Origin of the sequence: Polyangium fumosum, from assembly GCF_005144585.1 — a bacterium.
GTDB classification, from domain to species: Bacteria; Myxococcota_A; Polyangia; order Polyangiales; family Polyangiaceae; genus Polyangium; species Polyangium fumosum.
Genome location: NZ_SSMQ01000043.1, coordinates 37,047 through 61,949 on the forward strand (window position 1 = coordinate 37,047; position 24,903 = coordinate 61,949).

The window sequence follows — 24,903 nt, forward strand, 5'->3', positions numbered from 1 at the left end:
GGCGTGGTCAGGGCACGTCGGCCGCGCGGGTGAGCTCCAACGGACGAGGCATACGGGCGAAGTTGCCGGCCTGAAGATCGCTCCGCTCGTCCTCGTGCTCGTCGACGAACTCCACGAGATCCTTGTACGTACCGCACGTCACCTCGGGCAGGCCACACACGGCCTGCGCGAACGCCTGCATGGCCTCCCAGTAGGCGCCGCCGTTCCACTTCGAGAAGTGGTGGCCGATGTGGACGGGGGCGCGGTTGCCGAAGTAGTTCGATTCGAAGTAGGCCGTGTAGGTGTCGATCATCTGCTTTTTGTACGTCTCTTTGCCGGCGGGGTTCGGCCTGGCGCCCGAATCGGCGACGTAGAAGTTGTAGTCCATCGAGAGGGTTGCTTTGCCGGAGCCGACGATGCGGAGCTCCGCCAGCGGGAAATTCCAGATGCCCGCGATCTTCTCGGGCCAGTGGTTCGCGGCGCCCGTCCTGCTCGTGTCGTAGGTGTAGCCCCGCTTCACCAGCGTCCTGAAGAGGCCGGGGCTGTGGGCGAGCAGCGGCGCGCGGAAGCCCACGACGTCGCGCGGGCCGAAGCCGAGATCGGGGGCCGTCAACCCGACGCCCTCGAAGAGGATCTCGTCGAATTGCTCGAATTCGCTCTCCCAGTCGGCCTCGCTCCACGAGCTGCCGTCGAAGTGGCCGTTCGCGTGCGAGGCGATCTCGTGGCCCTCGGCCGCGGCCTTTTTTACCTCCTCGAAGCGCTCCGTGATCTCGTCAATCGTCCCTCCCCACCCGATCGCCGACGTACCCGGGGCGTGCCGCGGAGGATCGTACCCTTCCCTGGCCGCATTCGGGATGAAATACACGCCGCTGATGAAGTACGTGAACTTCAGGGCGTTCGCGGCGGCGAAGGCGCGCGACTCGCGCCAGAACGAGAGGCTCTTCGACCCGTCGAAGGCGAGGATCACGAATTGCGGAGGCCGCGCCACGGTCGCAGCGTGCACGCCCTGGGTCACGTCGTCATTCTCCCGAGGAGCGTCGCCGCATCCGGCAATGCACGTAGGCACGAGGGTGAGGGCGATGGTGCCGACGAGGCGACGAATGCGCATGCCCCTTCGTAAGCACCGGCCATGCCCGTGCAGGCCGAGCCCGCGATGCGCACGGACCCTGGCAACCCAAAAGGTGATGAGGCGGCGGCAGGCGGGGGAGCGGCGACCTGCGGACGAAGGTTGTTGCGCTCCTGGCGGAGGCGGGGGACGTCCTCTCGGCGAGCGATGGGCGCCTGCCGTCGGTGGGCGACGTCGTGGCGGAGGCGGGGGATGTCTTGTCGGAGGGGAACGAACTCCCGGTGGAGAGGGGGGCACCCTTCGGGGGGAGAGCGGCGACCTTCTTCGGGAGGTGGAGCATCTACACGCGGAAGAAGGCGACGTCGTGGCGGAGGTGGGTGAGGCCTGGGCAGAGGTTGACGACCTCCTGCCGGAGGTCGAGGGACCTCCTGCCGGAGGTCGAGGGACCTCCGATGCGACTCGGATCCATCCAGGAGTGGACGTGGGCAGGGATGCGCGGCGGATGTTTTTTCGACAGCGCTTCCCTGTTCAAGGACAACCCTCGCGCAGCTCCGGGCCCGCGGGCCTACGCATCGGACGGCGGAGGCGGGAGCGGGAGCGGAAGCGGAAGCGGGAGCGGGGGCGGGAGCGGGAGCGGGGGCGGGAGCGGGAGCGGGGGCGGGAGCGGGGGCGGGAGCGGATCACGCGAGTGCGAGCGTCTTCAGGTGCTCCCGGGCAAGGTGCAGGCGGGCGTGGGCGGTCTTCGTTTTGATGCCGAGGGATTCGGCGATCTCCCGGATCGAACGGCCTTCCAGGTACGGCATCACCACAGCAATCACCAAGAGCCACGGGCGGGCCTGCTCCGGCACGATGAGGCATTCGAGGCGCCGCCAAGCCGTGAGGAAGATGTCCTGCACGACGTCGTCCACGTCGCGGGGAGGGATGGACTGACCGAGAAGAACGCGGCGCAGGAAAGCGCGGTGTTCGAGGTAAAGGCGCCCCAGCAGGGCGTGCGCCGCCGTAAAGTTTGCCGGCGGAAGATGGAGCGGTATCGTTGTCATACTCATGACTCCGGTTGTGCGGGGTTGTGGGGAGACGCCGGTCGGTGTTGAAGGCGCCGGCTGGCGTCGCTTGTCCTGTCTCATGAATTGGGGGCGAAGGCAATCGCGAACGTGCGGATTGGTTCGTCGGGGGAGAGTCCCTCACACCAACCTGCGGATTGGTTCGTCGGGGGTGAGGGAATCGTCCCGTCGCCGGAGGTGAGGGAATCGCTCCCGCCCCCGCTCCCGCTCGCGCTCCCGCTCGCGCTCCCGCTCGCGCTCCCGCTCCCGCTCGCGCTCCCGCTCCCGCCTCCGCCCCCCATTCCTTCACCAGCGCTCCTCGGCCGCACGCGCCGACGCTGCGGGGCTCGTAGCCCAGCATACGCCTTGAATGGCGCAACGACTTCAACGCCCCATCCCGCAAAGTTTGGTAAGGTCGTTGTTTCGCTCGAGCAGAGGGCATCGCCCCGACCTGCCCGAGACGTTTCCTCGGTCACTCTTCGGTGGACTTCTCGATGCTCGACATTGCAGGGTATACAGCCTTTGAACGCGTCGAAGTAACGCCGTTCGCGAAGACGTTTCGCGCGCGACGGGTGCAGGACGGCCTGCCCGTCGTGCTCCAAAGCCTGTCCATCGGACGCGCCCGGAGCGCCGAGATCGCGCGATTCAAACACGAGTACGCGCAACTCGCGCAGCTCAGCTCGCAAAGACTCGTCGCCGTCCTCGGCGTCGAGGCGCGTGAAGACAGCCTCATCGTCATACGCGAACACTTCCCAGGCCAAACCCTCGCCCACACCCTCGCCGCGCGCCGAGGCAACAAGCTCCCCGTCTCCGAGGCCCTCGCCATCGCCACCGCGATCGCCGAAGCCCTCGCCGTCCTGCACGGACGCGGCATCACCCACCGCGATGTCCGCCCCCTGAACATCCTCGTCGGCGATGCAGGCGCGCTCAAGCTCACCGGCTCCGGCGTCGACGCCGAGGTCACGCGCGCACACGAGCGACTCTACGCGTACGAGGTCCTCCACGACGTCCTGCCCTACACCGCGCCCGAGCAAACCGGCCGCATGAACCGCAGCGTCGACCACCGCGCCGATCTCTACGCCCTCGGCATCCTCCTCTACGAAGCCCTCACCGGTCGTCGCCCCTTCGAAGCCCGCGAGCCCATGGAGCTCATCCACGCGCACCTCGCCCTTCAGGCCAAACCCCCCGCGCACATCGACAGCTCGGTGCCCGAGACCCTCTCGCCTCTCGTCCTCAAGCTGCTCGAGAAAAACGCCGAAGACCGCTACCAAAGCGCCGAAGGCCTGCTCGCCGACCTGCGCCGCTGTCGCCACGATCTCGAGACCCTCGGCACGATCTCCCTCTTCACGCCCGCCGAACACGACCACGAAGGCGGGCTGCGCATCCACCAGAAGCTCTACGGTCGCGAGCGCGACATCGACGCGCTCACCTCGACCTTCACACGCTCACTCGGCGGCGAACGCTCCATCGTCCTCGTCTCCGGTTACTCGGGCATCGGCAAATCCTCGCTCGTGCACGAGATCCTCAAGCCACTCGCCCGCGCGAAGGGCTACTACACGAGCGGCAAATTCGATCAGTTCAACCGCGACACCCCCTACAGCGCCATCATCCAGGCCTTCGACGGCCTCGTGCGGCAGATCCTCACCGAGAGCACCGAGCGGATCCAAGCCTGGCAGCGCGCATGGCTCGAGGCGCTCGGACAAAACGGCCAGGTCATCTGCGACGTCCTGCCTTCGATGGCACACCTGCTCGGCCCGCAGCCAGTCGTGCCCGCGCTCGGACCCGTCGAGGCGCAAAACCGCCTGAGCCGATGCTTCGTGCAGTTCGTCTCGGTCGTCGCGCGCAGGGCCCACCCGCTCGTGTTTTTCCTCGACGACTTGCAGTGGATCGACCTCGCGAGCCTCGACCTCCTGCGCGCCCTGCTCGCCGACGACTCCCTCGAGTCGTTCTTCTTCTGCGGCGCCTACCGCGACAACGAAGTCTCCCCCGCCCACCCGTTCATCGCGGCGCTCGAAGAGCACAAACGCGCAGGCCTCTCCGTCTGCGACATCGTCCTCGGCCCGCTCGAGCGTCGTCACATCGTCGACTTGCTCAGCGACAGCCTGCGGCGCTCGGACACCGGCCCGCTCGCCGACGCCATCCTCAAAAAAACCGCCGGCAACCCCTTCTTCGTCCGCCGCTTCTTGCTCTCGCTCGGCGACCACGGCGTGCTCACCTTCAAGCCCGGGACGGGTTTCGACTGGGACCTCAAGCGACTCGACGAGCTCGCCTACAGCGAAAACGTCGTCGATCTGATGGTGCGCACCATCGCCCGCCTGCCGAAAACCACGCAGGAAGCCCTCCGCCTCGCCGCCGCCATCGGGAGCGAGTTCGACCTCGGCGTGCTCGCCACCGTGCTCGAATGTACGCACGAACAGGCCTACGGCCGCCTCGAGCCCGCCGCCGCGGAAGGGCTCATCATCCCAGGCCGCAACGGCTACCGCTTCGCTCACGACAAGGTCCAGGAAGGCGCGTACGCGATGATCCCGGCCTCTGGCCGGCCCGCGTTCCACCTGCGCATCGGCAGGCTGCTCGCCGAGAGCACGCCCTTGTCCGAGAGCCGCAACCTCTTCGACGTGGTCGGCCACCTGAACAGCGCGCTCGAGCTCATCGACGATCCACACGAACGCGAGACGCTCGCCCGAATGAACCTCGTCGCCGCCACGCGAGCCGAAGAATCCGCCGCGTTTGGCGCCGCGCGCAGCTTCCTCGAGCTCGGCCTGCAATGCCTCCCCGAAGATGCCTGGACGTCGAAGCATCAACTCCGCCTCGCCTACGCGAGGAAGCTCGGCGTCACGTTGTCCTTGCTCGGCCATCACGATGACGCGCTCGCCGCGCTCGGAGAGGCCCTCGAGCGCGCCACGACGAGGCTCGCTCGAACCGAGATCCTGCGGCTCAAGATGAAAGCGCAGGTGCTCAAGAACGACCTGCCCGCGGCGCTCGCCGAGGGGCTCGTGGTGATGCACTCCTTTGGCCTCGACCTGCCCGCGTTCCCGGACGAAGCGACGCTCGAGGAGCAGATGCGCGTGACACTCGACCTCGTCGTCGAGCGCTCGCCCGAAGCGCTCCTCGACCTGCCGCCGCTCGAGGACCCCGAGATCGCCGCGCTGCTCGAGGTCCTGGAGGAGCTGTTCGCGCCGACGTACTTCCTCGCGACGAACAACTTCAGCATCAGCATCGCCAAGATCCTCGAGCTGTCCTACCGCCACGGGTTGTCGCGAAGCACGACCTACGGCTGTATCAATTTCGGCATGCTCTTGTGCGTCCGCGGCCATATCAAGCTTGGCTACGAGCTTGGCCGCATCGCTGTCCGGCTCGGCGAGAAGCTCGGCGACAAGAAAAACGAAGCGATGATCCGCAACATGTGGGGCGGCTTCGTCCAGTACTGGGGAGACGGCTACAGCGCTTGCTGGGACACGTTGATCAGGGGCAAGGACGCAGGCCTGGAGACAGGCCAGTACATCTGGGCGTTCTACAACACGGTCAACGCCGTCACGAACAGCTTCATGCGCGGTTTGCCCATCGAGGACATCCTCGCCGAGGCGAAGAGCTACCAGCCGATCCGCAAGCTCGACCGCTTCGACGCGATCACCTGGATGGCCGGCGCGGCCGGACAGATCGCCTACAACCTCTCGGTCGAGACAGACGACCCCTGCCGCCTCGTCGGGCCCCTCGTGGACATCGAGGAGGTCATGGCCGCGTGTCGCCGGATCAAGAACGAAAGCGCGTTCTTCTTCGCGCAGCTCTACATCGTCTTTTTGCGGGTCTTCCAGGGCGCCTTCGAGGAGGCGGCGCGCGTCGTGCTCGCGTCGAACCCCGAGCTCGTCAGCATCGCGGTCTGGCACGGCACGCCTGTGTTCCGCGCCTACGCGGCCCTCGCGCTCGCGCGCGCCTCGACGAGCGCCGCGCCTGAAGAGCGCGCGGTCATGCTCTCGCGCGCCGCGGCCTACGCGGAGAAGCTCGATGCTTGGGCGGAGATCTGTCCGGAAAACTTCGCCCCCCGCGCGGCCTTGGTTCGCGCCGAGCTCGCCCGCGCCCGCGGCGAAGACAGGTTCGTGACGGCGGAGCTCTACGACACTGCGATCTCGCTCGCGCATCGCGGCGGCTACATCCATGACGAGGCGCTCGCGAACGAGCTGTGCGCGAGGCACTGGATGGACGCCGGGAAAAGGACGCTCGCGCGCGCTCACTTCAGCGAGGCGCGCCGGCTCTATGCCCGCTGGGGCGCAACCATTGCCTCGCGCCGCCTCGCCCGCGCCTATCCCGAGCTTGTCGCGCGCGACGAGACGTTCGACGCGCCCTTGCCGAGCACGCCTGCGCCTTCGGCGGACGCCCTCGACATCGGGTCGGTGCTCAAGGCGGCGCAAGCGATCTCGGGCGAGATTGTGCTGCCCCGACTGATCGACGCCCTCTTGCGCGTGGCGCTGGAGAACGCCGGCGCGCGGCGCGGGGTCTTGCTCCTTTTGCGGGATGGCAACCTCGTCGTCGAAGCGGAGCAGCGCGCGTTTGGCGAGGAAGACGCGCCTGCCTCGACGGCGATCGAGCGAGATCTCGGGCAACGCTCGGATCTGCCTGCGACCGTGCTCGCGTACGTGGCGCGCACGCGTGAGAGCGTGCTCCTGGAGGATCGCGCGCAGGATGGCCCCTTTGCGCTCGACCCTTACCTCGTGGACGCGCCTCCGCGCTCGGCGCTGGCTGCGCCCATCATCGGCAAAGGTCAGCTTTCGGGCGTGATTTATCTGGAGAATGACCTCGCGCGGGGAGCCTTCACGCCTGCGCGGGTCGAGGTGGTGGGGCTCATCTGCACGCAGGCTGCGATCGCGATCGAGAATGCGCGGTTGTATGGGGAGCTGGAGCGGCAGGTGGAGGAGCGGACGGCGGAGCTACGGCACGCGAATGAGGCGCTCGTTCGTTTGAGTCGCGCCGAGCAGGAGCGCAGGGAGCAGGAGGCTCTCGACCAGCGCGCGGTCATCAGCCAGCAGGAGGAGGTGATCCACGCGCTGTCGGCGCCGCTCATCGAGGTCTGGTACGGGGTGATCGCGGTCCCGCTGGTGGGGGTGCTCGACGCGCGGCGGGGCGAGGAGATCATGGAGCGGGTGCTGCATCGGATTGGCTCCGCTTCGTGCCGCCAGGTGATCCTTGATTTGACGGGGGTGGAGAGCGTCGATTCCGAGACGGGCGAGCGCATCATGCGGATTGTCGGCGCGACGCGGCTGCTCGGGGCGAGCGTGGTGATCACGGGGATTCGCGCGGCCGTTGCGCAGACGATGGTGGCGTTCGACGCGGGCCTGAAGGAGCTGACGACGCGGGCGACGCTGCGGGACGCGCTGCGCGCGTATATGCGGTCGGAGGGTGCAGGGGGATTTTCGACGCGGAGGTGAACCCCCCTTTTCTCTTCATCGACCACCTCGTGGCCGATCGATCGACGCGATCAACCCCACCGATAAAACGACCCCACGGGCTTGCCGGCCAGCAGGCGAGCAGCCAGTCCCGCTCAACCTGGTTGCGTCCTTTCGCGCGCTCGCCGCACCGCGGCCCGTGCACGGGCGGACGCAGGGGTGGGGTCGAGCTCTTCGGCCCGACGAAGATCCTCCTCCGCCGCATCGAGTGATCTCTCGCGCAACGCGAGGATGCCGCGCGTCAGGTGCGCGCGCGCCCGCTCCACGTTCTTCGCGTTGTTGTCGGTGTCTTGCTCGCCCCAGGGGGGTTGCGTGTTCTCTTGGCGTGCATCGACCTTGAAGGCGGTGGCGATGGCTGCACGGGCCTCCGTGCGGCGATCCAGCATATCGAGCAGGACCGCGCGGGTCGTGTGGTAGGGGGCATGATCGTCGAGGGCGAGGGCCCGATCGACGTCGCCGAGGGCCGCTCCGACATCACCTCGCGCCCAGGCTCGGCTCGCGCGCTGGTGGTAAGCGGCCGCGAGCGGAAGCTTCACGTAAACGACCCAGTCTCGATGTGAATCGCGCTCGCGTTGCAGCCGTGCCTCCTCGAGCATGGCCTCGCCTTCGACGATGACCTCGTCCCAGTCGGGATAAAGCCGAGGCAAGACGCGCACGACCGGCAAGGGCTCGACGCCCGCGCGCGGCAAACGTGCGAGGACGGTGAAGAGACCGGCCATGGCGGCAGCGTCCTGGATGCCTCCCGCTTCGGGTCCTCCGTCGCGGATCTGCGTCAGGGTCCGGAGCGCCTCTCGCCGGTCCGGTTCGAGGGCGGCCTGGGCACGCGTGTCCATCGCGAGCAACGAGAAAAAGAAGAATGCGAGCTGCCAAAGGTCGTGCTGGATGGGATCGACGTTCAAGCCCCAGCGCGGATGCATGGCTTCCGCCTCGCAGTCGTCCGTGGTCTCGAGCGCCTCGAGCAAATCGAGGTCGGCCACGCCTGGAACGAGCCACCGAACCTGAAGGTCCCCGCTCTGCTCGACGAGGCGCAGGTGCGACGGACCAAACCCGAGCCGACCACAGCCTTGCTCGTGCAGGCGCGCCACGACGTCGCACGCCTGCAATGCGCACGCCGCCGCTGCTTCGATCGGCAGAGATGGCCGGGGGCAGGCGGGCGGAGGCGCCGCAAAGACGATGCCCGGGCCCACCTGCAACACCGGCACGGTGTACGGCGACGCGAGCGCCTGCACGCGCCGCGCGACGGCCTCGATCGCGAGGTCCTCCGCCCAGGCGTATGCCTCGCCGCGCGGATGAATGTACACCTGTCCACCCGCTTGCCGGTCGCTGCCGAGGAGCCAGTAGGCTCTTTTTTTCGAGAGACCGGGCTCGATGTTCCGGTACCAGAGCCGTGTATACTTCCAGAGCACGTGACGGGCGCTGGCGACATCGTCCGGATTGCCACGCACGTCGAAGCGACCCTCCTCCGGGAATCGCCTCATGACCCGCGCCTCGCGCTGACGTGGATGCGCGCACGCTTCAATGCGACGAGCGCCGATCCTCCCGCCATGCCGATGGCGAGCAGCGGCAAGAGCCGGCGCGCCAGCGCGTCCTCGAGGGGTACATCGGGCGTGGGGGCGGGATGCTCGTCCCAGTCCTTCGGCCGCGAGGGTTCCGGCAGGATGTCGGCCCGCGCGGCATCCACCCAGGAGAACCAAGTGAACAAAACGAGCGCGCTCCAGCCGAGGCCACGCCTTTTCATAGGCCTCGGAGGGTATCACGGGCCGAGCCATCGTTGCAAAGCCAGGGCGGGTACCCCGTCCCCCCGCTCACGCCGGCCAGATGCGCGCCGTCACCGTGTTCTGACCTGCGCGCGTCGTGGCATAAAACGTCCACCCATCGTTCGTGCGTATCCCGAACACACGCGCGCCAAGCCCGTTCGCGTAATACGCCCTGGGGGAGAAGAGGTAGTGGTTGTTCATATTGAGGTGTTGCGCGAGCTCGTCGTAGGCTGCTTCGCGCAGGTGGTTGCAATGCTCCCGGGGGGGCCGGTTGGCGAGCTGCGCGGCCTCGGCGATCCCTGGGTCCTCCGGCCCGATGTAGTAATTCGCGTGGATCACGGTGGGCCCGTTGCGGTTGCCGGCGATCAAGATGCCGCATCCGTTCAAGGGGTCGGTCATGAACACGTCCATCTGGTTGTTCAGCGTGACGCGATGGGCCTGGTTCTGCGCCCACGGCACGAAGACGGCCTCGCGTGACGTGTTCGTGCCCGCCTGGAGGACCTTCACACCCACGGCCCGACCCCCCAGCGCCTCGACGAGGTCGGTGTGTCGGCCTTCGCAGTTGTACGTGAAGACCCGGGGAATCGATTGGGTCCCGACGGACTCGACCGGGCCGGCGGGCATGAAACGCGCCTCGGGCGTCATCTCCCGAGCGCCCAGGAACTGCGGGGGGTTGGCGAAGAGGTCCGCCCAGCGGAGCCGGACCTCCGGGGCGTCGTCCCGGAGGTTCCCCCGGGGAAAATCGAGCCCCCCGCCGCCCCCGCCGTACAGGAGGCGATAGGCCCCATACGCGAGCCCCCCGAGGACCATCGCGCCTCCAACGTAGGGCGCCGCGGCGACCGCCATCGCTCCGAACGGCTGGGCCACCGGCTGCCCCTCCGCGCGTGGTGGAGGGGCGGCCGCAGCGTGGGGCGGGTGCGCCGCTCGCCGCTGCACGACCGCGGCCGGATGCGGCGGGCGCGACGTCGCTGCCGCGGGCGTAGGCTTCGGCTGCGCCACCTTCGCCGGATGTGGGGCGCGCGACGTCGCTGCCGCGGGCGTAGGCTTCGGCTGCGCCACCTTCGCCGGATGTGGGGCGCGCGGTCCAGCCGTCGCGGGCGCAGGCTTCGGCTGCGCTGCCTTCGCCGGATGTTGCGGACGCGCGCCCTGCCGGAACCCGCCTCGGTCGCCCCCTGTCTTGCCGGTCATCGCTGCCTCCCTGGCCGCCCCCCGGCATCATCCCCGTTTGCGCCCCTCCCGCCCAATTTCCGTCATCGAAGGCCCTTCGCCCGCACGCGTTCGTGATGTTCCTCGCGGCGCTCGTACGGTGCGCCGGACGCGCCGAACGCGGGTATCTCGCGCGCAGCTCGACCCCTCGCGCCGCCTTGGCCGAGCCGCGAGCCTGCTGCTTGCCTCGTGCTAGCTTCCGCCCGCGATTGCATGACCCCCCGCACCGCCACCGCCGCCGGCTTTTCGGCCGTCCTCCTCTGGTCGCTCCTCGCCGTCTTCACCGCTGCCTCGGGCACCGTCCCGCCCTTCCAGCTCGCCGCCATGACCTTCCTCGTCGGCGGCCTCGTCGGCGTCGTGACGTGGCTCCGTCGGCCCCACGCCATCCGATCCCTCCGCCAGCCCCCGCTTGTCTGGGCCCTCGGCACGGGCGGCCTCTTCGGCTATCACGCCCTCTACTTTGCGGCTTTGCGATGGGCGCCGCCCGCCGAATCCGGCCTCATCAACTACTTCTGGCCCCTGCTCATCGTGCTGTTTTCGTCGTTCCTGCCCGGCGAGCGGCTCCGCGCGTCCCATCTCCTGGGCGCGCTCCTCGGCTTCGCCGGCATTCTCGTCCTTTTCCTCGGCCGCGGCGCCCTCGACGCCCGGACGGAGTACCTACCGGGGTATGCGTGCGCCTTCGCGGCGGCCTTCGTGTGGTCGGGGTACTCCGTCCTCTCCCGGCGCTTTGGCGAGGTGCCGACCGACGCCGTGGCCGGTTTTTGCCTCGCGACCTCCGCCCTCAGCTTGCTCGGCCACCTCGCCTTCGAAACGACGGTTTGGCCTCAAAACACAACGCAATGGCTCGCGCTCCTCGCGCTCGGCATCGGCCCGGTCGGCATTGCTTTTTATGTGTGGGATATCGGCGTCAAGCGCGGCGACATCCGCCTCCTCGGCGTCGCGTCGTATGCGGCTCCGGTGCTCTCGACCGCCATTTTGGTGCTCGCAGGCCATGCAAAGCCGAGCGTCACGCTCGCCGTCTCGTGCGGGCTCATCGTCGTCGGGGCGCTGGTCGCTACGATCGGAACGAAGCGGTCGACGCGGTAAAGCCCGGGGTCCCGCGCGCGGACCCGTCCCGGTCGTTCCCTTCTGCCTCGTTTTTCTCGAAGATCCCGCGCATCCTCCCCCTTCCTCCTTCTTTCCGTTTTTTCTGGCGCGACGCGGGTCCGGCGTGCGGCATCCAAGCCGAACAGTCGAAGTCAGCAGGAGGATTCGATGCGGTTGTCTCATCCTTCCCTTCTCTTGGGGCTCATTTTCGCCGCGGGCGCGGCTTGCTCGGCGGGGATGCCTGGACAAGCCATCGCCGAGCCGCAGGCCGGCCCGAAGCCCGGGGCCGCAGCGGGCGCGGCTTCCACCGATTCGGCCCTCACGCTCGATCCGCGGCTCGGCTTGCTCGCCCCGGGCGATCGAAAGACGAGCTACGCCCCCGTCGACATCGAGGAGCCCTTCGCGCAGATCATGAAGCGGCTCTCGGCCGAGAAGTCGGGCGTCATGCGCCGCCAGGCGGACCTGCTCGCCGAGCGGTACGACCTCGCCAACCGGAGCTCGAAAGGCGTCACCATGTCCCGCGGAAAGCCGATCCAGACCGGCATCCGCGTCAAACTCCCCGCCGGGGTCACCTGGAGCGCCCTCGCGGGCATGACGCCCGCCGAGATCAAGGACAAAAAACTCTGGCCTGCAGGCTTCTTCCCCCTGCCCCACGCCAAACAGGGCGAGGGCGGGATGGTCTTCCCGAAGGTCCACATCACGGAGATCAAGAAGCAGGAGGGCCGTGATCTCGAGCGGTTCGACGTGGAGTTCGACCTGCCCGAGCATTTCATCCCCGAGTTCCCGCCGCCCATCTTCCTCACGACCCGGCCGGAGCTCGGCGACGTCTCGCGCGGGCAGCTCGTCACCACGCAGAACTTCTTCGAGCTCTTCGACGGCATCCTGAACCCGAAGCAGCTCGACGGCCTCCGGCTGCTCGTCTCGCAGTTCCCGCAGCAGCAATTCAACCAGACCAGCGATCGCCGCTCGGCCAAACCCTCCCTCGGCGTCTCGTGCTTCGAATGCCACACGAACGGCCATTCCAACGCCGCGTTCCACCTCGTCGGCGACGTCCGCCCGCAATCGCACCGGCGGCGCATCGACACGCCCTCCCTGCGCGGCGTGAATCAGCAGCGCCTCTTCGGCTCACAACGCGCCCTCCGCAGCATCGAGGATTTCACGGAGTTCGAGCAGCGCGCCGCGTATTTCGACGGGGATCCCGTCATCGCCCAGAAGAAGGGCGTGCACTTCCTCGATCGCGGCAGCGAGGTGCACGCGATGGCCGAGTTCCAGGAGCTGCTCGACTTCCCGCCCGCGCCGAAGCTCCGGGTCCTCGACAGGAAGCTCGATCCGAAGCTCGCGACGCCCGAGGAGATGCGCGGGCAGGAGGTCTTCTTCGGCAAGGGGCAATGCGCGAACTGCCACCCGGCGCCCATTTACTCGGACAACTTCATGCACGATCTGCGGACGGAGCGGTTCTTCCCGCCCACGCTGATCAACGGGCGGCTCGCCATCGCCGACGGGGCCATCAAGACGTTCCCGCTGCGCGGCATCAAGGACTCGCCGCCTTATTTGCACGACGGACGGCTGCTCACGCTCGAAGACACGGTCGAGTTCTTCAACCTCGTGCTCGAGCTCAAGCTCTCCGATCAGGAGAAGAGCGACCTCGTCGCGTTCATGCGGGTCCTGTAGGTCTTCCGCGCGCGTCCGTCTCGGCCGGGTTCTCCTCGGCCGGGCCGTCCATCCCGTCGACCATCACCGGATCACTCTGCTCGGCGAGGTGCGGCTTGCCCTCCATGTCGATGTAGTGGCCGCTGCGCTTCGCCTTCGTTTCGAGGTAAAACTTGTTGTAGTCGTTCGGCGGGATCACGTGCGGGATCCGGCCCGCCACCTTCACGCCGTACTGCTCGAGCTGGCTTATCTTGTTCGGGTTGTTCGTGATGAGCCGGACCGACTTCACGACGAGGCTCTGGAGCATGTGCGCCGCCACCGCGTAGTCCCGCTCGTCGTCGCGGAAGCCGAGCGCGAGGTTCGCCTCCACCGTGTCGAGGCCCTGATCCTGCAGGCCGTAGGCCCGAATCTTGTTGATGAGCCCGATCCCGCGGCCTTCCTGCCGCAGATACAGCAAAATGCCGCGCTCCATCGACTGGATGAGCCGCAGGCCTTCGAGGAGCTGATCCCGACAATCGCAGCGGAGCGAGCCCATCACGTCGCCCGTCAGGCACTCCGAGTGCAGGCGCGTGGGCACCTCCTCGGCGCCCATCACGTCGCCGTGCACCATGGCCACGTGTTCCTTCGCGTCGCGGTTGTTCCAGAAGGCGACGATCTGGAAGCGGCCGACCCGCGTCGGCAGATCCGCGACGCCGACCACCCGCACGCAGAGCCCCGCCGGGCCGTAGCCGTCGCATTCGTGGACCCGGTCCCGCTCCACGAGATCGAGCAAGCCCCCACGACCGGCGTTCGTCATCGACCTTTCTCTCCTCCCACCACCCGCCTTGCGACTAGCAGGCCCGGGTGCCGATGCCAAAAATCTTGGCCTACGGGCGCCGTTCGATCGATAGCCCCCCGTGGTGTCCCCGATCCGCGCCCTCCTCGCCCCGGCCGCGCTCGCGTCCGTCCTCCTCGTCGGCTCGCCCGACGCAGAGGCCGCGTCGCTCGGCCTCCACCGCGTCCGTGTCACGTCCGAGGCCGCCTACGGCGCCGTGGGGGGCCAGGCCAAGCCCGTGCGCCTGACGCTCGATCCTCGCCTGCAACGCGAGGCCGAGCGGCTGCTCGCGCGCTCGGGCGCCCCCGAGGCCGCGATCGTCGCCTCGGACGTGCGCACCGGGCGTATCCTCGTCTGGGCGAGCCGCGGCAACCGCGACTTCGTGGCCGAGCCCTACGCCCCGAGCGCGAGCCTCTTCAAGATCGTCACGGCCGCGGCGCTGCTCGACGGCGGCCACGCGAACGAAGGCACGGAGGCGTGCTGGTCGGGCGGCGAGCACGACATCACGGAGGCCGATCTCGACCGGCGCGGCGGCAGCGCCTGCACGCCCTTCGGCGAGGCCCTCGGCAAGAGCATCAACATGGTGTTCGCGCGAATGGCGAAGCGGCACCTCGACCCGGACGATCTGCGGCGCATGGCCTCCGCGCTCGGGTTCGCCGGCGACGTGCCGATCGACGTCCCCGCCCACGCGGGGCGCGTCGAGATCCCGGCCGATCCTTTCGGCATGGCCCGCGCCGCCGCGGGGTTCTGGAACGGAAAGCTCTCGCCGCTCGGCGCGCTCTTCGCGATGCAGACCATCGCCAACGGCGGCGAGCGCGTGCGGCTCGTGCTCAAGGATCCCGGCGTGCCCGTCGCCCGCGTGGTCGAGCGCCGCGCCCTCGATCCGCGCGTCGCGCGCACGCTGAACCGCATGCTCCAGGTCACCACGAAGCGGGGCACGTGCGTCAAAGCGTTCCGCCACGCGGACGGGACGCGCGCGCTGCCCGGCATGGCCGTGGCCGCGAAGACGGGCACGCTCGTCGGCAAGAAGCCGGCGCGCATGTTCTCGTGGTTTGCCTCCTTCGCGCCTGCGGACAAGCCGGAGATCGCCGTGGCGGTCATGCTGGCGAACGACATCACCTGGCGGACGAAGGCGAACATCGTCGGCCGCGAGCTGCTCGAAGCCTACTTCGCGGGCAGCCGCGACGAGCGACGCGGGCGCTGAGCTTCAGGCGACCGCGGTGCAGGCGATCGTGAGGGCGAGGAAGTTCGCATTGCACTGCGCCTTCAGTCCGATCGTCGTGGCCGTGGCGAGGCAGAGCGTGTAGCCCGTGAGGGTGTGCCGCAGGCACCGGCGGTATTCCCGCTCGGAGGCGGAGAGCGCGAGCGCGATCGCCTCGGTTGGGTCGACGTCGGGCGGCGGGCGGGTGATGCGCTCCCGCCCCGGCTCCTCGCCGCCGCCGCCCACGACGTCCTGGATGGCCTGAAAAAGGCCTGACCCCGCCGCGTTCACGCGCTCCGCGGCGCCGCGAAGCGTCTCGTAATCGGCGGAGGCGGCGCCCTGGAAGTCCGAAAGCGCGTCGTAGAGCTCCTGGGCCGCGCTCTGGATCCCGGAATCCGGGATATCGCTGATGGCGCTCGCGGAAGGCAGGGAGATCGATTTCGCGGCATCCGCCAAGTCGCGCCATTCCTCCCTCGAGGGCTCGGGCTGCGCGACGAGGGAGCTCGGGGCCGACGTCAGCCCGTTGTCGGCGGCATCGGCGCCCGCGAAGCAGCCTTGGCCGGCGAGCAGCATGCCTCCGAGGAGGAGAGGCACGAACGAGAGCGCGGCGCGCCTCGTCTTCGGAGAGAGGTTCGATCGGGATGAACGTGTTCGTTTCGACATGGCGCCCCCCATCCCGCCTTCGTTCGGCGCGCCCGCGGCGCGATCCAAACGAAGGCGGACCGCAATTTCCGTCGCGCGGACGACCGGTGGACCCTCCACCACGTTCGTCAGGGTGAAGATTGGGCCCGCGGCGTCCCGGTCAATCGGGTCCGCGCCGAGGGCGCCCTGCCGACACGCCGTACCCGGACGAAGTCGCGGGAGGCGCGTCACGGCGAGAGCCTGTGACATCGTTTACAGATGTGGGCTACGGGGCGCGGCGCGCAGGGGGGGTGGCCTCGGGCAAACGATCGTCCAAAAAGGACCACGGTCCCTCTGTCCGGGCATCGTCTCACGGACGCGGGGGCGCTAGACTCGTGCCGCGTGCACGCAAGTCAACTCCCCCTCTCGCACGAGGCCACGGCCCTCGCCGTCTCCGCCGACGGCAAGCGACTCGCGGCGTCGGCGATCGGCAACGGGCGCACGGTCGTCTACGATCTGCGCGTCGGCCGAGCGCTCTTCCGGTTCGGCGTGGGCGCGACGGGGCTCGCGCTCTCGCCCGACGGCGGGCGCCTCGTCACGGCGTGGTCCGACGACGCGCGTGTGCCGCCGAGCGCAGCCCGTTCCGCCCTCGACGCGCGCGTGGAGGCCGACGAGGCCGTGCACACGGTGCAGGTCTTCGACCTCGTCACGGGGCGATGCTTGACGCCCGAGCCGTGGCGCGGCGAGGCGCCGATCGCGCTCTCGCCCGACGGCACGTTGCTCGCGGTCACGGCCGATCGCCTCACGAGCGCGGTGCTCGTCTACCGGCTCGCGGATGGAGCGCTCGTGCAGGAGCTCTCGTATCCGCATCGACGGCGGCTTCGCAGCCTCGCCTGGAGCCCCGACGGTCGCCTGCTCACGGCGGCCACGGGCGTGACGCCGGTCGTGCACTGGTCGACGGACGATTTCCGGGACGTGCGGCCCGAGGGCGTGCGCGAGACCGACGCGGCCGTCGCGTTCTCGCCCGATGGAACGCTCGTCGCGGCGGCGGGGCCGGACAGCCGGATCCGCTTGTTCGAGCCGGGCCACGAGGGCGAGCCGCGCGCGGTGCTCGCGGTGAAGAACGGCCTCACCTTGCTGCGCGGCGTCGCGGCGCTCGAGTTCTCGCCGGACGGCGCGCTCGTCACCGCGCTCGGCCGGACCCGCGCGACGCAGGTCTTCAGCGTGCCGCTCGCGCGCCCTCTCTGGACGGCGAGCCCGGGCCCGATGGCGTTCTTGCCGAACGGCAAGACCGTGGCCGCGTGGTGGTGCGGCGCGGTGTGGCTGCGGGACGCCGAGAGCGGGGATCTGCGCGTGTCCCCGGCCGACGACGCGGGCGACGACACGCCCTCCGGCGTGGGTCCGGCGAGCCGCACGGTGACGTTGCGGAGCCGTGAGTTCGAGGGGCGCATCCCGACGCCCCCGCAGACGCTGCGGGTCGTCCCCGAGGCGCAGGGCAGCGCGGATGTCGCCCTGTCGAGCGCAGCAGCGGCGCTGATCGCACGCTTGTCGACGGGCTGGGCCGAGTCGAGCTACCGCACCGCGGCGAACCTGCTCGCGCGTGACGCCGACGGCCTCGGCGTGCGTCTGCCGCTACGCGGCGGTTATGCGTACGTGCAGATCCGGACGAGCGCCGATCGGTACCGCCTCCTCGTGACCGTCACCGCGGACGAGCCCGAGCAGGATCCGCCGCCCTCGTCGAGCCTGGTGCGCCTCTCGCGCTGGATCCGCGATCGTCTGAGCGCGGAGGCGCGCCGCGTCGCCGCGGCCGATCGCGAGTGGGCTGCGGAGATCGCGCCGGGCGCGGGCGAGGGCGACGTCCAGATCGAGCGTGGCCCCGGCTCGCTCACCATCACGCTCGATCATGCGCCGCTGCCCTCGCTCGACGATCTCGAGGCCCTGATCCACGCGGCCGAGCTGAAGCTCGAGCCCTGAGCCCTCCGACGCGCCTTGAAGAAGCCGCCGCCCGTCTCCGAGTTCGTGCGTTTTCCGATCACCGCCGGCGTGGCGATGCTCGCCCTCTTCGTCACGGTGCTCGACGCGTCGGGTCGATCGATCCAGCCGCTCGTGATGAACGTGCGCGCGTTCGAGGGCGAGCCGTGGCGCCTCGTCACGAGCGCCTTGCCGCACGCCAATGCGTTGCACTTGGTTTTCAACATCGCCTGGCTCTGGGTCCTAGGGACGATGCTGGAGGAGCGCTTCGGATCGTTCCGCTTGCTCGGCCTCGTGCTCCTCTTCGCCGCGGGATCGGCGGCGGCCGAGTACGCGGCCTTCGTCGGCGGGATCGGCCTGTCCGGCGTGGTCTACGGCCTCTTCGGCCTCGCGTGGGTGCTCGATCGCGCGGACGCGCGCATGCGCGGCACCGTGGACGCGCGCTCGACGCAGCTCTTCATCGTCTGGTTCTTCTTCTGCATCGCGACGACCGTCTTCGACGTCTTGCCCGTCGCGAACGTGGCGCACGGCGTGGGCGCGCTGCTCGGCGTGCTCATGGGGCTCGTGATCACGGGGGGCCTGCGGGTCGCGCGTCGACGCGCTTCGGTGCGCGCCGGAGCGGGGCTCGGGGTCTTGCTCGTCGTCGCGGCCTCGGGCGCGGGCGCGACCGTGCTCCGCCCGCGCGTCAACGTCTCGAAGGACGGAGGCGGCGACAGCGCGCGCCTCGCTTACGAGGCGTTCGACGCGGGGAACTTCGACGAGGCCATCTCGCGGTACGAGAAGGCGCTCGAGGTGAGCCCGAAGAGCGCGACCTTCTGGTACAACCTCGGCATCGCGTACGCGCGCAAGGGCAAGCTCGACGACGCGACGCGCGCGTACACGCAGGCCGTCGCGCTCGCGCCCGAGAACACGGGCATGAAGCGCACGCTCGTCGACACGAAGCGCTCCCGCGCCGACGCGGCGCAGGCGGACGGCAAGCACGACGAAGCCATACGCCTCTACGAAGAGGTGCTCGCGCTCGACGGCGACGACGCGTTCTCGCTCTACAGCCTGAGCCGCACCTACGAAGAGCTCGGCCGTCACGAGGAGGCCGGGCGGCTCCGCGCGCGCGCCGTGGCCCTCCACGTGGACCCTGGCAACGGCCCTGCGGAGCCATCCTTCGACGTCGACGCGGGGATCGAACGCGACGCGGGCCCGTGAACGCCCCTTCTCTGCGCGATTCATCGCCCCTACACTCGTCGTTTCCCGGAGGCCGCCCCTTGAAGACCGTCGACTTCTTTTTCGACTTCTCGTCCCCGTACAGCTACCTCGCCGCCACGCAGCTCCCGGCCCTCGCGGCGCGTGTCGGCGCGACGATCGCGTACCGCCCCTTCGTGCTCTTCGCCGTCTTCAAGGCCGCGGGCAACGACATGCCGGCCAAGATCCCCACGAAGGGCGCGTACCTCTTCAAGGACCTCGATCGCTGGGCGCGGCACTACGGTGTGCCCTTCCGCTTCTCCAGCCACTTCCCCTCGAACACGATCAAGGCCATGCGCATGGTCCACGTCGCCGCGGAGCAAGGCAAAGCCGAGGCGTTCTCGCAGGCCACCTTCCGCGCCATGTGGGCGGAGGATCGGGACATCGCGAGCCCCGAGACGCTCGCCGAGCTCGCGCGCGGCGTGGGCCTCGACGCCGAGGCCGCGCTCGCCGCGATCGAGACGCCCGCGATCAAGGATCGGCTCCGCGCGGACACCGACGAGGCCATCACGCGCGGCGCGTTCGGCGCGCCTGCGATGTTCGTCGGGGACGAGCTCTTCTGGGGCAACGATCGGCTCCACTTCGTCGAGGAAGCGCTGAAAGGCTGATGGCGCTCCGACCCTTCGAACGGCTCCCCTACGAGGCGCTCCCCGCGCTGCCGCGCATCCCGCACGGCTACCACCGCGCCGAGGCGCGCCGCGTGCAGGTGTCTTCCCGCATCTTCGGCGACGTCGGCGTGCACGTCCGTGTCGTGGGCTCGGGCCCGCCGCTCCTGCTCGTGCACGGGCTCATGACGTCGAGTTACTCGTTCCGGTACGTGCTCGAGCCCCTCGGCCGGTTCTTCCGTGTCTTCGCGCCCGACCTGCCCGGCGCCGGCCGTTCCGACAAACCGACACGGGCGGACTTTTCGCCGCGGAGCTTTGGCACGTTCCTCGCCGAGCTCCAGCAGGCGCTCGGCATCCGCGGGTGCGCCGTCATGGGCAACTCGCTCGGCGGGTACGTGGCGATGCACCTCGCCTTGGAGGATCCAGCGGCCGTCTCGCGCCTCGTCGTGAACCACGCGCCGGGCACGCCGGAGCCGCGGTACGTGGCGCTGCGGGCCATGCTCTCGACGGGCGCGGGCCGCGCGCTTCTTCGTTACCTCGTGCAGCGCGACCCGCGCCGCTGGGTGTACCGGAACGTCCATTACCACGACGAACGGCTCAAATCGCGCGAGGAGCTCGACGAGTACGGCGCGCCGCTCGCCACGGACGCGGGGCTCGCGTGCTTCACGAAATCGCTGCACGAGACGCTCGCGCCCGCGGGCTTCCATGCCTTCGTCGACGAGCTCGGCCGCGCGCCCTTCCCCGTGCCGCTGCTCTTCGTGTACGCCCGGAAGGATCCGGTGGTCTCGCCCCGCGTGGGGGAAGCCCTCCACCGCCTCGCGCGGGGCTCCGAGCTTCGATACCTCGAAGGCACGTCGCATTTCTCCCACGTCGACTCGCCCGATCGGATGGTCGAGACCATCCTGCCCTTCCTCCGCGCCGCCGAGGACCCCGAGCGCGCGGGCGCCTCGCTCGGCGGCTGACGGCCGCCCTTCCCGCCGGGCCTGCGCGGGCTCTCCGCGCGCAAAACCGTGTACGCTCCGCCCTGCGCTTCGTTTGCGCACCAACCATCGGAAGGTGAAGGGAGGCATGCGGATGAAATCATCGTGGTCTTTTTGGGGGTTCGTGCTGGCGAGCGTGTCGCTCGGCGTCGTCGGCTGCGGCAGTGAGGTGAACGGCGGCGGCGCGGGCGGCTCCGGGGGCTCCGGCGCGGGCAGCACCACGTCGAGCGGCGGCTCCGGGGGCACGGGGGGCACGGGCGGAGGCATGGGCACGGGCGGCGCCGGGGGTGCGGGCGGCGGCATGATGGCCGGCTCTGGCGGCGGCGTGATGGCCGGCTCGGGCGGCGCGGGCGGAGGCACGGGCGGCGCGGGCGGCGGCACTTATGCGAGCTGCGAGGAATGCACGGCCGAGACGGGCGCGCCCGCGAACGAGTGCCAGGCCGAGTTCGACGCCTGCATGGCCTGGAAGACCTGCGTCAGCATCTACCACTGCCAGCATTCCAGCACCCCGAACGGCCCGGGCCCTTGCGACACCACCCAGGCCGGGGCCTGCTGCACATGGTTTTGCCAGGAGGCGGGCCTCGACATGGAGGGGATCACGCGCTTCCGGGCGCTCGATCAATGCATCCATTGCAAGACCTGTACGGGCCTCTGCGAAACGGCGGACACCTACTGCCCTGTCTTCGAGCCGGGCGGCAGCTCGGCTTGTATTCCCTGACCTGACCCGACCGGCGACGAACGCCGGTTGACGCCGCCGTCGACCTCTGGTCTGGAGCGTACGCATGCGCTCCGCCCTCGCTCACCTCGCCCCGCTCGTCCTCCTCGCCGGTTGCGGAGGTGAACCCCCGAGGCCCGCGGCGCCCCCGCCGTGCGCCCCCGAGCCGCCGGCCGCCGTCGCAAAACCTTCGTCCGAGCCCGCGGCCGTCGCCGCCTCGGCCGCGGCGCCGACGGTCGTCGCGGGCCTCACCGCCCTCGAAACGGAGCTCGTCGGCAAGCATGGCGAGGCGCAGAGGCCCCGGATCAAGCGGGGCCTCGCGCAGGTCGCGTCCCTCTGGCGCGCGGAGGACGGGGAGTTCGCCACGTTCGTGCGCGAGCAGTTCCTCTCGGATCCGGCCGCGGTCGACGCCACGTTCGCCCGACTCGAAGGCTTGATGGAGCAGCTCGAAGGGCACCTGCACGAGATGGGGCGCGCGCTGCGTTTCCCCACGGACACGGATACCGGGCCGCTCTTTCCGGTCGATCCGCTGCTCGCGGGCTACGAGCCCGCGGCGCACCTCTACGAGGATCTGTTCAAGTCCCGGATCGCGTTCGTCGCATTGCTCAATTTCCCGCTCTCGGACCTCGCCACGAAAAACGCCGAGGGCGAAGGCTGGAGCCGGCGCCGCTGGGCCGAGGAGCGGCTCACGGGGCGCTTCGCGGTCCGCATTCCCGGCGAGATTGCCCAGGACATCGCGCGCGCGAACACGGAGGGGGATCTTTACATCTCCGATTACAACATCTGGATGCACCACCTTGTGAACGAGAAGGGGTTTGGGGCGCAGGGCGCCGAACGGCGACCCGGAGCCCCAAGCGGCGAACCGAGCGAGCGGCTCTTCCCGGCGGGGCTCCGGCTCATCAGCCACTGGAACCTGCGCGACGAGCTCAAGGCGGATTACGGCGATCCGCGGGGCCTCGAAAAGCAGCGGACGATCGTGCAGGTGATGGAGCGGATCGTCACGCAGACGATCCCGGCCGCGGTCATCGACGACCCGCGGGTCGACTGGAACCCGTTCACGAACGAGGTCCGCCTCGCGCCCGCCGCGGACGTCGAGCCCTCCGCGCCGAAACGGGCGCCGATCACGACGGTGTCGGCGAGCCCCGAGCCCTTCGTGCGGTATCAAAAGCTCCTCACCTCGTTCCGCGCCTCCCGGCGGGCCGATCCGTATTCGCCGATCGCGAACACCGCGATCAAGCGTCGCTTCGAGCTCGGCCGCGAGATCGGCGAGGACCGCGTGCGCGCGCTCTTCCTCGAAATCCTCGGCTCGGGCACGATCCCGAAGGTCGCCGCCGAGATCGAGCGCCGGCTCGGCCGCAAGCTCGGGCCGCAGGATCTCTGGTATGCGGGCTTCAAGGCGCGTGGCGGCAAGACGGAGGCCGAGCTCGACGCGATCACGCGCAAAAAATATCCCGACGCGAAGGCGTTTGCCGCCGACATCCCGCGGATCCTCGTGGCGCTTGGTTTTCCGAAGGATCAAGCGAAGACGATCGCCGAGCGGATCGTGGTGGATCCCTCGCGCGGCGCCGGACACGCGATGGAGCCGCGGCGCCGCGGGGACAAGGCGCGCCTCCGGACGCGTATCGAGAAGGACGGGATGAACTACAAGGGATACAACATCGCCGTCCACGAGCTCGGGCACAACGTCGAGCAGGTCTTGTCGCTCTACGACGTCGACCACACGCTGCTCGCGGGCGTGCCGAACAACGCCTTCACCGAGGCGCTCGCCTTCACGTTCCAGGCGCGGGATCTGGAGCTCTTGGGCCTCCAGAAGACGACGGCCGAGTCCGAGCGGGATCGGGTGCTCGGCGAGCTGTGGGCGGCGTGGGAGATCGCGGGCGTCGCGCTCGTCGAGACGGACGTCTGGCACTGGCTCTACGAGCACCCGGACGCGACGGCCGAGGAGCTCGGCAAGGCCACGGTCACGATCGCGAAGAAATACTGGAACCAGTATTACGCGCCGCACCTCGGGTCGCCGGATTCGGCGTTGTTGGCGATTTATTCACACGCGATCTCGACGCCGCTCTACTTGCCGGATTATCCGCTCGGGCACCTCATTGCGTTCCAGATCGAGGAGCACGTGCGGAAACAAGGCAAGCTCGGTCCGGAGTTCGAGCGGATGGCGAAATATGGATCGGTCCTGCCGGACCTGTGGATGAAACACGCGGCGGGGGAGGCGATCAGCGCAGGGCCCTTGCTCCGCGCGGCGGAGAAGGCGCTCGGGGGGAAGCCGTAACGGCCTCGGTCAGGGCGTGGGAGGCGGTAGGATGCCGACTGCGTCGATCTCGTTGAAGCCGAGCACGGCCTTGGAGTCGAGGTCGATGCGCACGGCGGAGATCTTTGCGCAGGTCAGGGTCGGCACCGAGAGGATGTGCGCGCAGGCCCCGATCGACTTGGGCGCCGGATTGTCGTAAATCACCTTGGCGCCTTCGCTGGTGGTGATCGTGACTTTCTTCACGGCGCCCGGGTTGAACGTCTCGTAGATCCAGACGGCTTCGCCCGTCACCGCAGTCGAGAACCCAACGGTCAAGAACTCGCCGTCTTTGTCTTCGGTCTGCGTGGCCCAAGCCTTGGACTCGTCGCCGGCATCAGGATAGACATTCGGCGCGCCGAGGGCCTGGGACGCGGAATACCCCCCCGCGGGCGAGTATTCGGACGAAACGTCGACCTCCTGGTCGGCCCACACCACGCCGGCCGGCGCCTCGATGACGTTCACCAGATTGGTGACGTTGATGCAACGCTTCGTGTCGTCGACCTCGTCGACGACCTCGCCGTCGTTGCAGAGCTGCATGGGGCCAGCGTCGCCGCCGCTGCCGCCGGTGCCGCTGCTGCTGCTGCTGGTCATGCCGCCGGTGCCGCTGCTGCTGGTCGTGCCGCCCATGCCGCCCATGCCGCCCATGCCGCCGGACGCGCCGCTGCCCGCGGTGCCGCCGCTGCCGCTGGTGTCGTCGGGCTTGTCCTCTCCGCATCCGGCGAAGCAAGCAAGCATCACGAGCATCGGGGCCACGATCGAGATTCGTCGCAGATGAAAATTCATTCTATTTTCTCCTTCCACTGAGAGTGCCCTCACAGGGAAGTCCCGAACGTATCCGGGCGGACGGACTCATGTCAACGCATCGTAACAGCCGTGCGCCGCCCTCGTCCGTGGTATGAATTCTGACCACCCGAGGAGGCCGTCGTATGTACCGCGTCACCATCCTGTACCCGCACGAAGAGGGCAAGCGCTTCGACCTCGACTACTACGTGCACAAGCACATGCCGATGGTGACGTCGTTGCTCGGGCCGTTCGGCTTGAAGAGCGCCGAAGTCGCCGAGGGCCTCCCCCGCAATGGCGCGCCCCCTCCCTTCGTCGTCATGGCGTCCATGACGTTCGACGCGATCGAGGATTTTCAGCGCGGCATGGCCCAGCACGGCCGCGAGATCAACGCGGACTTGCCCCATTACACGGATTTGAAGCCCACCGTGCAAATCAGCCGGATCCGCTGACACGCGGCCCCCC

General features: G+C 69.1%; 19 protein-coding genes. 11 read left to right on the forward strand and 8 right to left on the reverse strand.

Translation table 11 applies throughout. From position 1 onward, the window contains the following. Nucleotides 1-7: 7 nt before the first annotated feature. Nucleotides 8-1,087 carry a polysaccharide deacetylase family protein gene (locus E8A74_RS32730; protein ID WP_136933047.1) on the reverse strand — a complete coding sequence of 360 codons (1,080 nt, stop codon included), beginning with the start codon at nt 1,085-1,087 and terminating at the stop codon, nt 8-10. A 638-nt stretch (nt 1,088-1,725) separates the two neighbouring features. After that, entirely contained in the window at nt 1,726-2,169 is a 444-nt protein-coding gene (locus E8A74_RS32740; RefSeq protein WP_136933048.1) for an RNA polymerase sigma factor, read from the reverse strand. Nucleotides 2,170-2,579: 410 nt separating this feature from the next. Between E8A74_RS32740 and E8A74_RS32750 the strand changes: the two genes are divergently transcribed. Continuing rightward, the gene (locus E8A74_RS32750) at nt 2,580-7,505 is read left to right on the forward strand and encodes an AAA family ATPase (RefSeq protein ID WP_136933049.1); all 4,926 of its coding nucleotides are present in this window, start codon (nt 2,580-2,582) and stop codon (nt 7,503-7,505) included. 113 nt (nt 7,506-7,618) lie between these two features. On the opposite strand, the gene E8A74_RS32755 is transcribed toward E8A74_RS32750, so the two are convergent. From E8A74_RS32755 to E8A74_RS32765, 3 genes are all read right to left on the reverse strand, one after another. Next, nucleotides 7,619-9,001, reverse strand: coding sequence for a tetratricopeptide repeat protein (locus tag E8A74_RS32755; protein ID WP_136933050.1), 1,383 nt, complete (start codon nt 8,999-9,001; stop codon nt 7,619-7,621). Continuing rightward, the gene (locus tag E8A74_RS32760; RefSeq protein WP_136933051.1) at nt 8,998-9,261 is read right to left on the reverse strand and encodes a hypothetical protein; all 264 of its coding nucleotides are present in this window, start codon (nt 9,259-9,261) and stop codon (nt 8,998-9,000) included. The genes E8A74_RS32755 and E8A74_RS32760 overlap by 4 nt, the downstream gene beginning before the upstream one ends. A 67-nt stretch (nt 9,262-9,328) precedes the next feature. Further along, complete coding sequence (locus tag E8A74_RS32765; RefSeq protein ID WP_136933052.1) at nt 9,329-10,468, reverse strand: hypothetical protein; 1,140 nt, start codon at nt 10,466-10,468, stop codon at nt 9,329-9,331. Between the two features lie 231 nt (nt 10,469-10,699). Between E8A74_RS32765 and yddG the strand changes: the two genes are divergently transcribed. Together yddG and E8A74_RS32775 are read left to right on the forward strand one after the other, a co-directional pair. Continuing rightward, the gene (gene yddG, locus E8A74_RS32770) at nt 10,700-11,572 is read left to right on the forward strand and encodes an aromatic amino acid exporter YddG (RefSeq protein WP_136933053.1); all 873 of its coding nucleotides are present in this window, start codon (nt 10,700-10,702) and stop codon (nt 11,570-11,572) included. A gap of 168 nt (nt 11,573-11,740) precedes the next feature. After that, nucleotides 11,741-13,243 (forward strand): cytochrome B6, encoded by a 1,503-nt coding sequence (locus tag E8A74_RS32775; protein WP_420814223.1) that lies wholly within the window; start codon nt 11,741-11,743, stop codon nt 13,241-13,243. Here the strand turns inward: E8A74_RS32775 and ribA are convergent. Next, complete coding sequence (gene ribA, locus E8A74_RS32780; protein ID WP_136933054.1) at nt 13,227-14,018, reverse strand: GTP cyclohydrolase II; 792 nt, start codon at nt 14,016-14,018, stop codon at nt 13,227-13,229. The genes E8A74_RS32775 and ribA overlap by 17 nt on opposite strands. 100 nt (nt 14,019-14,118) lie before the next feature. On the opposite strand from ribA, the gene E8A74_RS32785 reads away from it, so the two are divergent. Then, nucleotides 14,119-15,240: a penicillin-binding transpeptidase domain-containing protein gene (locus E8A74_RS32785; RefSeq protein ID WP_232379858.1), complete on the forward strand. Its 1,122-nt coding sequence runs from the start codon at nt 14,119-14,121 to the stop codon at nt 15,238-15,240. 3 nt (nt 15,241-15,243) lie between these two features. On the opposite strand, the gene E8A74_RS32790 is transcribed toward E8A74_RS32785, so the two are convergent. Next, entirely contained in the window at nt 15,244-15,900 is a 657-nt protein-coding gene (locus E8A74_RS32790; RefSeq protein WP_136933055.1) for a hypothetical protein, read from the reverse strand. A gap of 360 nt (nt 15,901-16,260) precedes the next feature. Between E8A74_RS32790 and E8A74_RS52970 the strand changes: the two genes are divergently transcribed. From E8A74_RS52970 to E8A74_RS32820, 6 genes are all read left to right on the forward strand, one after another. Further along, nucleotides 16,261-17,832 (forward strand): WD40 repeat domain-containing protein, encoded by a 1,572-nt coding sequence (locus E8A74_RS52970; RefSeq protein WP_170229551.1) that lies wholly within the window; start codon nt 16,261-16,263, stop codon nt 17,830-17,832. A 15-nt stretch (nt 17,833-17,847) separates the two neighbouring features. Then, nucleotides 17,848-19,029: a rhomboid family intramembrane serine protease gene (locus tag E8A74_RS32800; protein ID WP_136933056.1), complete on the forward strand. Its 1,182-nt coding sequence runs from the start codon at nt 17,848-17,850 to the stop codon at nt 19,027-19,029. Nucleotides 19,030-19,088: 59 nt separating this feature from the next. Then, the gene (locus E8A74_RS32805; RefSeq protein WP_136933057.1) at nt 19,089-19,673 is read left to right on the forward strand and encodes a 2-hydroxychromene-2-carboxylate isomerase; all 585 of its coding nucleotides are present in this window, start codon (nt 19,089-19,091) and stop codon (nt 19,671-19,673) included. Continuing rightward, nucleotides 19,673-20,632 (forward strand): alpha/beta fold hydrolase, encoded by a 960-nt coding sequence (locus E8A74_RS32810; protein ID WP_136933058.1) that lies wholly within the window; start codon nt 19,673-19,675, stop codon nt 20,630-20,632. The genes E8A74_RS32805 and E8A74_RS32810 overlap by 1 nt, the downstream gene beginning before the upstream one ends. A gap of 112 nt (nt 20,633-20,744) precedes the next feature. Continuing rightward, a complete protein-coding gene (locus tag E8A74_RS32815; protein ID WP_136933059.1) occupies nt 20,745-21,368 on the forward strand; it encodes a hypothetical protein in 624 nt (207 codons plus the stop codon). A gap of 64 nt (nt 21,369-21,432) precedes the next feature. After that, nucleotides 21,433-23,640 (forward strand): gluzincin family metallopeptidase, encoded by a 2,208-nt coding sequence (locus E8A74_RS32820; protein WP_211365496.1) that lies wholly within the window; start codon nt 21,433-21,435, stop codon nt 23,638-23,640. Nucleotides 23,641-23,649: 9 nt separating this feature from the next. Here E8A74_RS32820 and E8A74_RS32825 read toward each other — a convergent pair whose 3' ends face one another. Continuing rightward, nucleotides 23,650-24,441 (reverse strand): hypothetical protein, encoded by a 792-nt coding sequence (locus E8A74_RS32825; RefSeq protein ID WP_170229552.1) that lies wholly within the window; start codon nt 24,439-24,441, stop codon nt 23,650-23,652. Nucleotides 24,442-24,584: 143 nt separating this feature from the next. Here E8A74_RS32825 and E8A74_RS32830 point away from each other — a divergent pair, with 143 nt between their 5' ends. Then, complete coding sequence (locus tag E8A74_RS32830) at nt 24,585-24,890, forward strand: EthD family reductase (RefSeq protein WP_136933061.1); 306 nt, start codon at nt 24,585-24,587, stop codon at nt 24,888-24,890. The last annotated feature ends 13 nt before the right edge of the window (nt 24,891-24,903 follow it).